The organism is Mycolicibacterium psychrotolerans (genome assembly GCF_010729305.1).
In the GTDB taxonomy this organism is placed as follows: Bacteria; Actinomycetota; Actinomycetes; order Mycobacteriales; family Mycobacteriaceae; genus Mycobacterium; species Mycobacterium psychrotolerans.
The window spans coordinates 35,877-49,477 of sequence record NZ_AP022574.1; the positions used below are offsets into that span (position 1 = coordinate 35,877).

Genomic DNA, 13,601 nt, shown 5'->3' on the forward strand with positions numbered 1-13,601 from the left:
AGATGACCGGTGACGAGACCGCCAGCAGCATGGGTGTCGGTCGAGACACCACCGGATCACCGCAGGACGTCACGCCACTTCCGGACTTGTCCCACGGCCAACCCCGGGCGGGACGGGTGCGCACGCGCCGACCGGTTTACGTCGATCTGCTGCCGCCCTGCAACTCCGGTTGCCCCGCCGGGGAGAACATCCAGGCCTGGCTCGCCCATGCCACGGCCGGCCGGCACGAACAGGCCTGGCGGCAACTCGTCGCGGACAATCCCTTTGCCGCGATCCACGGCCGCGTCTGCTATCACCCGTGTGAAACCGTTTGCAATCGCAAACATCTCGACAGCGCCGTATCGATCCATTCGGTGGAGCGGTTCCTCGGCGACCTCGCGCGGGAGCAAGGCTGGATGTTCGATCCGCCGCCCGTCCGCAGCGGCCGGCGGGTATTGATCGTCGGCGCCGGGCCGAGTGGGCTGTCTGCGGCCTACCATTTGGCACGCCTCGGCCACGAAGTCGAGATCCGTGATGCGGGTGCCGAGCCCGGCGGAATGATGCGGTACGGCATCCCGAACTACCGGCTGCCTCGCGACGTACTCGAGATCGAACTCGATCGCATCACCGCACTGGGCGTCCAGTTCACCTGCGGACACCGGGTCGAGGACCTCGCCGCCGAGCGGGACGAGGGCCGCTTCGACGCGGTGTTCGTCGCGGTCGGGGCGCACCTGGCCAAACGTGTCGACATCCCGGCCACCGACGCCGGCACCATGGTCGACGCGGTGTCGTTTCTGCGCAGCGTCGCCTCCGGCGAGGAGCCCTCGGTCGGACGGCATGTCGCGGTCTACGGCGGCGGCAACACCGCGATGGACGCTGCCCGCGTGGCGCGTCGGCTCGGCGCCGACGACGCCGTCATCGTCTACCGCCGCACGCGGGAGCAGATGCCGGCTCACGAGGAGGAAGCCGAGGACGCCGAACGTGAGGGCGTGCGCATCAACTGGCTGCGGACGATCACCGCCTTCGACGGCCCCGAATTGCAGGTCGAGGTCATGGAACTCGACGACTCGGGCTATCCACGGCCGACCGGACGGTTCGAGACGCTGGCCGCCGACACCCTGATCATGGCGCTGGGTCAGGAGACCGAGTCGGCCTTCATGCGGACCCTGCCCGGCGTGGTGGTCGAGCACGACGGCAGCGTGCGCGTCTCGGAATCGCTGATGACCGGTTGTCCGGGAGTGTTCGCCGGTGGGGACATGGTGCCCTGCGAGCGGACCGTGACCGTCGGCGTCGGGCACGGCAAGAAAGCGGCCCACCACATCGATGCCTGGCTGCGCCGCGCTCCTGACACTCGCCCGGTTAAGCACCCGACGGCGACGTTCGACGCGCTGCACCTGTGGTTCTTCGGGGACTCCGCGCGCCGTCGCCAACCCGAACTGGAGCCGGTGGACGCCGTGAAAGGTTTCGGGGAAGTGGTTGGTGGCTTGTCGGCCGAGGAGGCGACCTACGAGGCGGGGCGCTGCCTGTCCTGCGGCAACTGCTTCGAATGCGACGGCTGCCTCGGCGCGTGCCCCGAGGACGCGGTGATCAAACTCGGTGTCGGACATCGGTACAGGTTCGACTACGACAAGTGCACCGGCTGCGCGGTCTGCTTCGATCAGTGCCCGGTACATGCCATCGACATGTTCCCGGAGCCGACATGACCCGTGTGACGGTGGACGGCAACGAGGCCGCGGTCTCGGTCGCCTACCGGCTCAACGAGGTGTGCTGCATCTACCCGATCACCCCGTCGTCACCGATGGCCGAGTTGGCTGACGTCTGGTCCAGCGCCGGGCGGCCCAACGTGTGGGGCACGGTCCCGACGGTGGTCGAGATGCAAAGCGAGGGTGGAGCGGCGGGCGCACTGCACGGCGCGCTGCAGAGCGGCGCGTTGACGACGACCTTCACCTCGTCGCAGGGCTTGCTGCTTATGATCCCGAACATGTACAAGATCGCCGGCGAGCTGACTTCCGCCGTCATCAATGTGGCAGCCAGATCAGTTGCGGCGCAGGCATTGTCGATCTTCGGCGACCATTCGGACGTGATGGCGGTGCGGCAAACGGGGTTCGCGTTGCTCGCGTCGACCTCGGTTCAGGAAGCACACGACCTGGCGCTCATCGCGCAGGCGGCCACCTTGGCGTCCCGGGTACCGTTCGTGCACTTCTTCGACGGCTTCCGAACCTCGCACGAACTCAATACGATCGAGACGCTGTCCGACGACGACCTGCGGGCGCTGGTCCCCGAGGAGTTGGTCTGGGCTCATCGGGGGCGGGCGCTGTCGCCGGAGCGCCCGTTCATCCGTGGCACCGCGCAGAACCCGGACGTCTTCTTCCAGGCGCGGGAAACGGTGAACCCGTTCTACTCGCGGGTTCCGGGCGTGGTCGCGGACCTGATGGCGCGCCTCGGCGAGCGCACCGGCCGCACGATGCGCATCGTCGACTACTCCGGGCATCCGGAGGCGGACCGGGTGCTGGTGCTGATGGGCTCGGGTGCCGAGACGGTGACGCAGACCGTCGCCGCTCTGGTGGACCAAGGCCAACGGGTCGGCGTGGTGCAGATGCGGTTGTACCGGCCGTTCCCCGCCGCGGCGCTGCTGGCGGCGCTGCCGGCGACGGTACGCACGGTCGGTGTCCTGGACCGCACCAAGGAGCCGGGGTCGATCGGCGAACCGCTCTATCTGGACGTGGTCGCTGCGCTCGCCGAGGCGCACTCCGATGGCGAACGGCCGGTCATGCCGCGCATCTCCGGGGGCCGCTACGGCTTGTCGTCGAAGGAGTTCACGCCGGCCATGGTCGCCGGCGTGTTCGCCGAACTCGACCGCGAGCAGCCCCGGCGGCGATTCACCATCGGTATCGACGACGACGTCTCGGGCACCAGCGTCGACTACGACCCGTCATTCGGCATCGAGTCGCCCGAGACATTCCGGGCGGTCTTCTTCGGCCTCGGTTCCGACGGTACCGTCAGCGCGAACAAGAACACGATCAAGATTCTGGGGTCCGAAGAAGGCCTGTTCGCCCAGGCGTACTTCGTCTACGACTCGAAGAAGTCGGGTTCGCAGACCGAGTCACATCTGCGCTTCGGTCCCAGTCCGATTCGGGCCCCCTATCTGGTCGGTGAAGCCAATTTCGTTGGCTGTCATCAGTTCCGGTTTCTCGACACGCGCGATGTGCTCGACCGGGCCGCCCCGGGCGCGACACTGCTGCTGAACTGCCGGCATCAGCCGGACAAGGTCTGGGACGCGCTGCCCCGACGGACTCAGGAGCAGATCATCGCCAAGGCGATCACGCTCTACACCGTCGATGCCGGCCGGATCGCCCGGGAGGTCGGGCTGGCCGGGCGAATCAACATCGTGCTACAGACGTGCTTCTTCGCGATCTCGGCGGTATTGCCCCGTGAACAGGCCATCGCCCGCATCAAGGAATCGGTGGAGAAAACGTACGGCAACCGCGGCGCCGACGTGGTGCGGCGCGAACTGGCCGCGGTCGACGCCGCACTGGACGGGCTGCGCCGGGTCGAGGTACCGGACCTGGCCACGTCCGAGCGCGCGCCGGTACCCACGGTGCCCGCGGATGCGCCGGAGTTCGTGCGCACCGTGACCGCGGAGATGATGGCCGGGCGCGGAGATGCGTTGCCGGTCAGTGCACTTCCGGTGGACGGCACCTACCCGAGCGGCACGACCGCGTACGAGAAACGCAACATCTCCGAACTGGTGGCGGTCTGGGATGCCGGAAGCTGCATTCAGTGCGGCAACTGCAGTTTCGTCTGCCCGCACAGCGTGATCCGGTCGAAGTACTACGACCAATCCCGGCTGGCGGGCGCACCGGAGCAGTTCGACTCGGCGCCGCTGGACGCGGTCGGGCTGCCGAACGCGCGCTACTCGCTGCAGGTTTATGTCGAGGACTGCACCGGATGCGGCCTGTGTGTCGAAGCCTGCCCGGTCGTCATCCCGGGCAGCCCCATCACCAAGGCGATCAACCTCGCTCCCGGCGAGCCGCGGGTGGCCGCGGAGCGCGACAACATCGCCTTCTTCGAGACCCTGCCGGTCAGTGACCGAGCCCGGGTGGACTTCGGTACGGTGCGCGGCTCGCAGTTCCTGGAGCCACTTTTCGAGTTCTCCGGCGCGTGTGCGGGGTGCGGCGAGACGCCGTACCTCAAGCTGCTCTCGCAGCTGTTCGGTGACCGGCTGATGGTCGCCAACGCGACCGGCTGTTCGTCCATCTACGGGGGAAACCTGCCCACCACACCGTGGACCACCAACGCCGATGGGCGGGGGCCGGCCTGGTCGAACTCGCTGTTCGAGGACAACGCGGAGTTCGGGCTCGGCTTCCGGTTGGCCTCTGACGGGCACGCCCAGCTGGCCCGGCGACGCCTGGTGGAGTTGCGTGACATGCTCGGTCCCGAGCTCGTGGACTCCATCCTGGCGGCCCCGCAGCTGCGTGAGTCAGAGTTGCACGCCCAGCGGCAGCGGGTTGCCGAACTCCGTTGTCGCCTCGACGACCTCGATCCTGCCGCGACCGGTGACCTGCGCAGTGTGGTGGATCACCTGGTCCGACGCAGCGTGTGGATCGTCGGCGGTGACGGCTGGGCCTATGACATCGGCGCCGGCGGGCTGGACCACGTCCTGGCCAGCGGGCGCAATGTCAACGTGCTCGTGCTCGATACCGAGGTCTACTCCAACACCGGCGGGCAGATGTCCAAGGCGACCCCGCTCGGCGCGGTCGCCAAGTTCGCCGCCGCCGGCAAGACGGTGCCGTTGAAGGATCTCGCGCTTCAAGCGATCGCCTACGGCAACGTCTATGTCGCCAGGGTCGCGATGGGTGCCGACCCGCAGCAGACCCTGCAGGCCTTCCGTGAAGCGGAGGCCTACGACGGCCCCTCGCTGGTGATCGCCTACAGCCAATGCATCGCGCACGGCATCGACATGCGCCAGGGGATGGATCAGCAGTATCGGGCCGTGGCCAGCGGGCACTGGCCACTGATCCGCTACGACCCGGTGTTGCAGAGCGGCGGGGCCAACCCCTTCCTTCTCGATTCGCACCGGCCGCGGATCTCTCTCGACGACTACCGCAACCGCGAGCTGCGGTACCGCGCACTGGCCAACTCCGATCCGGCCGAGTACGACCGACTGCTCGGCCTCGCCGAACACGCCATCGCGCTGCGGTGGAATGTTTACGAGGAGATGGCGTCTCGCGGTCCGCAATACTTTCACGCCGACGCCCGCCGGGAGCACTGATGGAACTGTCGACGCGTTATCTCGGCATCCCCCTGAGCAACCCACTGGTCGCCTCGGCGTCGCCACTGTCGCAGACCGTCGACGGCGTCCGCCGGCTCGCGGATGCCGGTGTCAGCGCGGTGGTGCTGTATTCACTGTTCGAAGAGCAGCTGCAGCGCGAGGCTGAGCAGAACGCGCAACGGGCCGAGGCCGGCACCGAAAGCTTCGCAGAATCCCTGTCCTACTTTCCGCCCGCGGCCGAGCGGGACCACGGCCCCCGCCGGTATCTGAGCCTGCTCGAACGCGCAGCCGCCGCGGTCACGATTCCGGTGATCGGCAGCCTCAATGGCATCACGCCCGACAGCTGGGCCCGCTACGGGCGCTCGATGCAGGATGCAGGTGCGGCCGCGATCGAGCTGAACATCTACTACCTGCCGGGCGATCCGCGCATCCGCGGCCGCGACGTCGAACAGCGCCACCTCGACATTATGGCGTGGGTCAAGGACGCGGTGACCGTACCAGTGGCGGTGAAGCTGAGCCCGTACTTCAGCGCGACCGGCGAGATGGCGCGACGCCTCGACGAGGCCGGTGCCGATGGGCTGGTGCTGTTCAACCGGTTCCTGCAGCCCGACATCGAGCCCGAGACCCTGACCCTGGTGCGCACGCCGTCGTTGTCCACGGCGGCGGAATGTCGGCTGCCACTCACGTGGATCATGTTGCTGCGGGGGAACATCGGAGCATCGCTTGCGGCCAGCACTGGTGTCGAGAGCGCGACTGAGGTGATCAAGTACCTACTGGCCGGAGCCGATGTCGTGATGACCACGTCCGCCCTGCTCCGGCACGGCCCCGAGTACACCGCCGTCCTGCTCGATGGACTGCGAGAATGGATGGAGCGTAGAGGATTTACGACACTCGACGAAGTGCGTGGGACGCTGGCCGTTCCCGTCAACATCGATGGAACGGCACGCGAACGCGCGGACTACGTCAGCGCGATCCAGGGGGCCGACACCGCCGCCTACGGCCCTTGGTGACCAGTTCAAGGCGGCTGGCGGTCCACCCTCTGCGGTGATGTGGGCAGCACGACAACGTGGTCCCAGCGCAGCCGGCCCTGCGTCCAGCGAGGGTCTTTCTCGACGAAGTCACGCAGCGCGTAGCAGGCCTCTCGAGCCTGCCGGACGGGGTCGATCTTGTGCTCGTGGCCGCGGCGTTTGATCCACCAGGTCTCCCCGTCGTGCCACACCTCGCCGCCCTTGACCCCGACGCACACGATGCCGGCGCCCTCGATGGCGACGAAGAAGTCGATCTCGTGATCTTTGAGATGGTCGGTGACACGCTTACCGGGAATGACCAGATCACCGGGCTCGAGCTGGTCGATCAGCGCCTGCCAGACCCTGCGTTCGGCCCCGTTGGCCAGCCGTGGTGTCTCGGACACGGTAATGGTCATCGTCGACGTCCTCCCCTCCGTCACGGGAATGGTAGCGAGGACCGCCGACGAATGGCTTCACGTAGGTGACTTCCGCCCCTACCCACCGGCGAGGTGCGGTGATTGCATCGGGTAGCGGGCGCAGTCTATGGACCGCTGCGTCGACGATGTGCGGCCGGCCGCGTCGGCATCGGGCGGATGCGTAGCGCGGCAGTATCGCAATGAGCACTGGTGCGGGAGCGGATTGTGTTGGAGAGCTTGGACTTCGGAGGAATGTCGATCGCCTACGAGCACACCGGCAGGGGCGAGCCGGTCGTGATGCTGCACAACGGCGGCTCGTCGCATGCCATCTGGGACGACGTGGCGAACCGACTGGCCGACAAGTACGAGATCTTCGCCCTCGACCTGTTGGGCTTCGGTGACTCCGCCAAGCCCGGCGCGGGGTACACCTTGGACAACTACGTCGCGATGCTGGAGGCATTCGTCAGCTCACGGGGCCTGGAGAAGGTCGCGCTGGTGGGCAACTGCATGGGATGCGCCATCTCGCTGGCGTTCACCGAACGCCATCCGGATCAGGTGAAGGCCTTGGTGCTCTGCAACCCGCTCACCGAGTCGACCTTCCTGAGTGGCTGGTTGGGACCGTTCCTGTGGTTGCGGGAGCGGATGCCCGCAGCCAATCGGCAGGTGTACCGGTTGCTCGGAAAGCTGAAGCTCACCAACGGCATCGGCTCAGTCGCCACCCGGTTCCAGCTGGGACCGCGCGGCCGTGCCCTCGGGGTGAACCGCAGACCAGAACTCTGCGGAAGCTACGCAGCGACCGGCCAGATGGAGTCGCTGCTCGGTGTGCTCGATGACCTGGAGAATTACTCGGTCATCGACAATCTCGCCCCGGGGCCGGGGTTTCCTCCCGTCTGCACCATCTGGGGGCTGAAGAACAAGATCGTTTCGCCCCGGGCGGGGCGCCGCCTGAATTCGACGCTGCACCCCGCGCGCGAAGAATGGCTCGCTGATTGCAGCCACCTGCTGATGCTGGAGCGACCCGACGAGGTCGCTGCGATCATCGACGAATTTCTCCAAGCTGCCGCACGGACGCCGGCCTGAGATGGAGCCTTTCCCCGACGACGTCTTCAACCTCGCCGACATCGTGTTGCGGGTGGCGCGGGACGATCCGGAGCGCGTCGCGGTCATCGACCTGGACGGCTGGGCGGGCTACGGCACGCGCCGCTACAGGCGCCACACCTATGCCGAGCTTTCGGCCGACGTCGAGTCGGTCGCCGTCGGGCTGCGCGAGATGGGCATCGCCGAGATGACCCGTATCGTCTGCATGGCGCCGCCCAGCTACGAGACCTGCGTCATGGGCGTGGCCCTCACCCGGGTGGGCGCCTTCTCCATCTGGATCGACCCCGCGGTCGGCTATCGCAATGTCGCAGAACGGCTTTCACGCGTGAATCCGGAGGCGTTTCTCGGCACCGCGCTCGCGCACCTGGGACGGATCACCTTCGGCTGGGGTCCTCGAGACCTCCGCAAGCTCGTTCTCACGGGCAGCCCGCTGTCGCCGGGCGGCCGCACGATCACCGGACTTCCCCCCTTCCCCGGCGCACGATCGATCCGGTCGCTGCGACGACACCCGCCCACCGAGCCGTCGCCCCCGCGCGTCGGGCCGGACGATCCCTGCGCCGTCCTCTACACCACCGGCAGCACCGGGCCGGCGAAACCGTCGCTGTACCTGCACCGCAACTTCTGCCAGATGTTCCGCAACGCGCACCACAGCTGGCGCTGGAACCCGGACAGCGAGGTTCCGGTGGACATGGCCGTGTTCCCTGCGTTCCTGTTCATCCCCATCAGTGCCGGCGGCACCATGGTGGTGCCGCCCATCGACTTCGCCCGACAGAGCCCGGCCCAGGTGGATCCGGCCGCCCTGATCCACGTCATCAACGACTGCAAGGTCGGGTCGTTCTTCGCTGCTCCGATCCTGATCGAGAACCTGGCCCGGGAAGCGCTGGCGCGTCATCTGAAGATGCCCTCGTTGAGACGAGTCATCGGGGCAGGCGCGCCGATCTCCGGGCCGGTCGAGAGAATGCTGAACGCGGTCATGGCTGCCGACGGAGAGCTCGCGGCGAACTACGGAGCCACCGAGGCCATGCCGTCGACCGAGATGAGCAGTCGCGAGCACCTGAACGGCCTATGGGACAAGACCGAGCGGGGTGCGGGCATCTGCGTGGGTTACGCCCTACCGGGTGTCGCGTTGAAGATCATCGACATCGTGGACGGCCCCATCGACTGCATCGAGGAAACGTCGGAGCTGCCCACGGGGCACGTCGGCGAAATACTGGTGCGGGGCAAACACGTAAGCCCTGAGTACTACCTCGATCCGAACAGCACTCGCAAGAACAAAGTGCCCGACCCACAGGGGAACTGGCATCGCTTCGGGGACGTCGGCTACCTCGATGAGCGGGGCAGGCTCTGGGTGTGCGGTCGGGTGTCGCAACGGGTGAAGGCGGCGAGCGGGGATGTCTTCCCGCTGCAGGTCGAGCCGCTCTTCGACGCTCACCCGAAGGTGAGGCGCAGTGGACTGGTGGGCGTGCCCGGACCGGCGGGCGAGCTGCCCGTCCTGTGCGTCGAGGTTAAGTCCGAGGTGGGCGAGGACGAACTCGCCTGCCTACACCAGGAACTGCTCGCGCTGGCTGCAGAGTCCCCGATGGCGAACGAGATCCATGCCATCCTCTTCAAGCGCAGGCTGCCGGTGGATCCGCGCCACAACTCCAAGATCGAGCGCACGCACCTGGCCACGTGGGCCACGAAGCAGTTGTCCGGATCCGGCTCCCCCAGCCGGCGCACCCGCCAACACGCAGCGAAATTGGTGTCGTAACCCGCCAGATCCCATGATTCCGACATGGTGCGATCGACGTTGAGGCTCAAAGGAGTGAATCAAGGCGGCGCAGCCGCGGTCTGAACCCCACTCAGACGCGAATGACACTCAATCCGGCGACGCCCTCGAGTGGGTCGAAGTCGCCATCTCGAGTGACCACCGGCAGGTCATGCGAGGCGGCAACCGCGGCAATCCACAGATCGTTGACGCGCACACGGCGACCCGTCTCGGCAAGATGCACACGCATCCGTGCCCACATCTGGGCAGAATTCACGTCCACGGGCAATGCGGCCAGGTCGGCGACAGCGTCGAGAGTGGCCAGTCGCTGTTTCAGCCTCGCGAATCCCTTAGTAAGTCATCGATATTGTCAGGCCAACGCCACATTGCTGCCGCCGAGGCGGACAGCCGGCCCGCATCATCGGTTCTCGTGAACTCGTTGACTCTTATCAAGAGATCGTCATCCTCTACGACCCTCTTCATATAAGCGAATCCTCCGTATGGGCTAAGCCCGGGATGCGGAGGGGTGCTGGGGTCGAACTCAAGAACGACATCCTGCCTTCGGAGTGTTCGCCACCAAGACTTCAGCCGCTGCAGCTTATCCTCACTCATTCCCCCGCCCGCCGTGACCATGAACTCTCCGTGATCGCGAAGGCGTTGGAATGCTTTCGACTTACCGTGCAGACTCGTCGTCTCCCATGGCCATTCCTTCTGAACGAGTTGGCGCGGAGTCAGCATGCCGCCGTATGTCTTTTTCTGCCAGGACACGGCCTGCCTGCTCACGCCATGCATTGCAGCGATTTCGCTCTGGTTGAGCCCCCGTCGTCTCAACTCTTCGATCTCTCCGAACACCAGCGGTGTCCTGCTGTTCGCCTGCAGATCGCGAGTCAGACCTTTCCTCACCTTGAAGTTGGCTTCCGCTGAACCGGCTCGGTCGGCTGAACGTGCAGGCGCCTCGCACGACGGAGTGACCCAGCAGTGGAACAGCGGTACGCCTTCCCATGCTCCACCTCGGGCAACCGCGACGACGGCATGCGGCCGGTCGAACGTGACGTCCACTCGGTGAATGGTGCGCTCGACGAACTGCGGTGCGCCCGTCGCCATCAGGAGAGCCGTGACGGCGGCGGCCTGGAACCCGTTCTCGTCGTATGCGGCCGTGGCCGCTTGTACGCACTCCACCGGACCGGCGAGCGCGGGCACGGCCTCCCTCGGTGAAGCCACAACCTCCGCCACCCCGGGAGCGGCCGTCAGTTCGCTTTCCACCTTGGCGCTCCAGCGCGGCAAATGGCTGCGCCACAGGTAATCGCCCTCGTCGGGCGCGTCCCACTCCACGAATTCCTCGGTCGCCTCGCAAACGGTCCACGCGTGACCGCCCGCGGAACCCGCGTCGGGGAGCTGACCCTGCCACAGTCCACCCTCATTGAGCTTGCCGACGATCTCGTCGACCGCCCGCCACACGTCGGACGGCGGAACATCAGGCGCTGCAATGACACTGACGACGTCGACACCGTCCTCGCTGAACGGCTTGGCGACGGCGACGAGCCCCGCGGCCCGGGTGGAGACGATCGCTTGCAACCCCTCTTCGAGGACGAGCAGCCCGTTGTCGTCGGTCCGCATCTCGGTGGTCCACCGCGGCTGCAGAACCAACGCCGTCGCCAAGACGAGCTCGGTCAGTGGATTGATCTCAAGCGGGAAACGCTCGATGAGGCCGCGCGTGCGCGCGGAAGCCCAGCGGTCCAGCCCCGCCTGGCCGGGCAGTTCGTCGAGCACGAGGCCCGGAAGCGTCGTCGCCGGAGAGCGAGACCAGGCACCGACTGCCGCGGCAATGGTCGGATGCGGTGCGTCTAGCAGGCGGGCGGCCACCTCAGCCGCCTCCTCGCACGACACTCCAAGAACGTCCTCCAATCGCACGCGGTCAGAACCCGTCGCCACCGGGGCGAGGCGGGCGAGCAGCAACCACAGACCGCAGTAGGAGATTGCGGATGTCTGCGCCGTGTCGAGTGCCTGCCGCGCCGATGCGGCGTATGCAGTGATGAGTCTGGCGGTCTCTGGGCGTGACGCCGTCGTCCACTCCGACTGGTCCGATGCGCCCAGACGCTGGCGCTGACCGCACGTCACGCACTCGGTGGCCCAGGCGCTCGACGTGATGCAGCAACCGCCCAGCCTGAGATCGGGACGGCGTTCTGCCTGCGCGAAGGTTTCTTCGGACGGCATGCCGAACGCCTGGTGGTGCAGCGTGGTGGATCCGCATCGGCCACAGGCGGGAGTCTCGTTGGTCACGGCGTGCCAACATACCGGTGCTCACCGACAGCCGGCCCGTGGGTTCATCATCGAACAGCGACGTAGTTGCCCGGCTCGATCCGCGTCTCCCTCGACCACCGATACGCCATCAGAGCACCATCTTTGGCCACGCTGAAGTCCACACATGCGGTGTAACCGGTCCAGTCGCGGGTCTCCTGGGGCGTGCCCCGGCGCCAATAGTGGCCGTAGAACACGGGCACCTGGTCGCCGTACACGAATGCCCGATACTCCTTGGCCACTTCGATCTCGGGGAGGGGCGGATACGGCTGGCCGTCCACCGTCGTGTAGCTATCGTCGATTTCCGCCAAGGCACGCAGTGTCTTCGCACCGCCGTCCCACCACCGCAGTCGGGCCTGCTCGCGGGGATGACCGCCCTTGTCTAGGAAGGGAGGCTGGTTCTGGTCGACGAGGCTGATTTCTGGTCCCTTAAGAAGGGTTTCGACCGCGTGGTACACCGGATCTCCTTTGGTCGACGCGCGCACGAGATCGTCAACCGACCGAAGACGGTCTCCGCCGAGCTCGCGCTCCAGGAGATCGATCGACTCCTGATGCCAGCAGGCATGCACCACCCGTAGTTCGCCGAGATCGAGCCACAGCGGCTGGGTCCAGAACCACTCGAGATATTTGGCGCGCGTCTCGCCGGCGACCTGGTCGAGGAAGGCTCGGTGCTGATCCTCGTTCTTCTCTGACCGGGTGTTGGTCGGATCGTCATGGGGCCGCAGATACTTCCCAGGCCTGTCCGGCGACTCGGTGGCATAGGCCAATGCATTGAACTCGTGGTTTCCCAACACCATTCGCGCAGTGCCGGCGTCCACCATCGCCTTCACGATCTCGAGCACCCGAAGCTGCTGCTTACCCCGGTCGATCAGATCGCCGACGAAGATGGCCGTTCGGCTGGGATGGCGATACGCACCCGAACTCCCGGACCGGCGATAGCCCATCGCTGCCAGGAGCGCTTCGAGTTGATCGGCGCATCCGTGGATGTCGCCGATGATGTCGTATCCGGCGCTCTCGTGGTCGTTCGTCATGTCTTGCCCTTTCGATAGGCACATCCTCCGTTGCGAAGGACTCTGGTCTGTCGCCTGGGTCAGCTCCTGTCGTGCCTGCGAGGCGGATGGCGGAACAGTTCGGCGGGCCTCCCCCGACCTCTGGCGGTCATCACGCCGGTCGCAACGAGCTCTGGCTCCATGGTGCGTCGGAACCAGTCGCGTTGGATCTCACGTCCGGCGACGTGCTGATGGAGCCGATGCAGGTCGCGGATTGTGAACTCGGCTCCGAGCAGGCGGTCGGGATCGGGTGTGGTGGCATGGCGGCGGCGGACGTACGACACCGCCAGCTTGATGATGTCCGCGTGGTCGTAGATGAGCCGGCCCGGTGCCGCGACGGGCACCAACCGTGTCGTCTCCGTGGACCGGCCTTCGAGCCGGTCCAGTGGCACCACATCGACGTGCGCGACGGACAGCACCCAGCCGCGGTCATCGCGGCCCGGGGCGTCGAACACGTGCAGCTGCTGCGGGTGGAGTCCCTCGACGTTGGCCTTGATTTGCAAGGACCGGTCTACGGCGCCGGCGAGCACCTCCCCCTCGTGGAGGAATGTGCCGGGCAGCGCCCACCCGGTTCCGTTCTGTCGTCGGACCTCGAGGAGCAGTAGGCCGTGCTCGTCGTCGACGGTGAGCACGGCGGTGTCGACGGCGACAGACGGCCGCGGGTATTCGGTGAGCGACTTGCCCTTGCTGTCTCTGTACAAGACGAGGCTCCGATGCGGAATAGAGTGGACCGTT

Annotated in this window: 8 protein-coding genes and 2 pseudogenes; 5 read left to right on the forward strand and 5 right to left on the reverse strand. The window is 66.6% G+C overall.

Annotation, left to right across the window (positions count from 1 at the left end; translation table 11 throughout):
- The first annotated feature begins 29 nt into the window (after window positions 1-29).
- From G6N45_RS00165 to G6N45_RS00175, 3 genes are read left to right on the forward strand one after another with little or no spacing between them, the layout of a single operon-like run.
- A complete protein-coding gene (locus G6N45_RS00165) occupies window positions 30-1,682 on the forward strand; it encodes an NAD(P)-binding protein (RefSeq protein ID WP_163727523.1) in 1,653 nt (550 codons plus the stop codon).
- Window positions 1,679-5,251 carry a pyruvate:ferredoxin (flavodoxin) oxidoreductase gene (nifJ, locus tag G6N45_RS00170; protein ID WP_163719664.1) on the forward strand — a complete coding sequence of 1,191 codons (3,573 nt, stop codon included), beginning with the start codon at window positions 1,679-1,681 and terminating at the stop codon, window positions 5,249-5,251. The genes G6N45_RS00165 and nifJ overlap by 4 nt, the downstream gene beginning before the upstream one ends.
- Window positions 5,251-6,261, forward strand: a complete 1,011-nt coding sequence (locus G6N45_RS00175) for a dihydroorotate dehydrogenase-like protein (protein ID WP_163719666.1) — start codon at window positions 5,251-5,253, stop codon at window positions 6,259-6,261. The genes nifJ and G6N45_RS00175 overlap by 1 nt, the downstream gene beginning before the upstream one ends.
- Before the next feature lie 35 nt (window positions 6,262-6,296).
- On the opposite strand, the pseudogene G6N45_RS00180 reads toward G6N45_RS00175, so the two are convergent.
- A pseudogene (locus G6N45_RS00180) lies at window positions 6,297-6,674 on the reverse strand (nuclease-related domain-containing protein); the annotation flags it as partial.
- Between the two features lie 210 nt (window positions 6,675-6,884).
- Between G6N45_RS00180 and G6N45_RS00185 the strand changes: the two are divergent.
- Window positions 6,885-7,754 carry an alpha/beta fold hydrolase gene (locus G6N45_RS00185; RefSeq protein ID WP_163719668.1) on the forward strand — a complete coding sequence of 290 codons (870 nt, stop codon included), beginning with the start codon at window positions 6,885-6,887 and terminating at the stop codon, window positions 7,752-7,754.
- Window position 7,755: 1 nt separating this feature from the next.
- Window positions 7,756-9,522, forward strand: coding sequence for a fatty acid CoA ligase family protein (locus G6N45_RS00190; protein WP_163719671.1), 1,767 nt, complete (start codon window positions 7,756-7,758; stop codon window positions 9,520-9,522).
- Window positions 9,523-9,613: 91 nt separating this feature from the next.
- On the opposite strand, the pseudogene G6N45_RS00195 reads toward G6N45_RS00190, so the two are convergent.
- From G6N45_RS00195 to G6N45_RS00210, 4 genes and pseudogenes are all read right to left on the reverse strand, one after another.
- Window positions 9,614-9,850 (reverse strand): annotated as a pseudogene (locus tag G6N45_RS00195) (PIN domain-containing protein); the annotation flags it as partial.
- 2 nt (window positions 9,851-9,852) lie between these two features.
- Complete coding sequence (locus G6N45_RS27915) at window positions 9,853-11,799, reverse strand: serpin family protein (protein ID WP_246228823.1); 1,947 nt, start codon at window positions 11,797-11,799, stop codon at window positions 9,853-9,855.
- Window positions 11,800-11,846: 47 nt separating this feature from the next.
- Window positions 11,847-12,848 carry a metallophosphoesterase gene (locus G6N45_RS00205; RefSeq protein WP_163719673.1) on the reverse strand — a complete coding sequence of 334 codons (1,002 nt, stop codon included), beginning with the start codon at window positions 12,846-12,848 and terminating at the stop codon, window positions 11,847-11,849.
- Window positions 12,849-12,907: 59 nt separating this feature from the next.
- Window positions 12,908-13,567: an NUDIX hydrolase gene (locus G6N45_RS00210; RefSeq protein ID WP_163719674.1), complete on the reverse strand. Its 660-nt coding sequence runs from the start codon at window positions 13,565-13,567 to the stop codon at window positions 12,908-12,910.
- Between the last annotated feature and the right edge of the window lie 34 nt (window positions 13,568-13,601).

Excerpts from the sequence above, each read along its gene's own strand:
- G6N45_RS00165 (WP_163727523.1), top strand. The coding sequence starts at position 30 with ATGGGTGTCGGTCGAGACACCACCGGATCACCGCAGGACGTCACGCCA.
- nifJ (WP_163719664.1), top strand. The coding sequence starts at position 1,679 with ATGACCCGTGTGACGGTGGACGGCAACGAGGCCGCGGTCTCGGTCGCC.
- G6N45_RS00175 (WP_163719666.1), top strand. The coding sequence starts at position 5,251 with ATGGAACTGTCGACGCGTTATCTCGGCATCCCCCTGAGCAACCCACTG.
- G6N45_RS00190 (WP_163719671.1), top strand. The coding sequence starts at position 7,756 with ATGGAGCCTTTCCCCGACGACGTCTTCAACCTCGCCGACATCGTGTTG.
- G6N45_RS00205 (WP_163719673.1), bottom strand. The coding sequence starts at position 12,848 with ATGACGAACGACCACGAGAGCGCCGGATACGACATCATCGGCGACATC.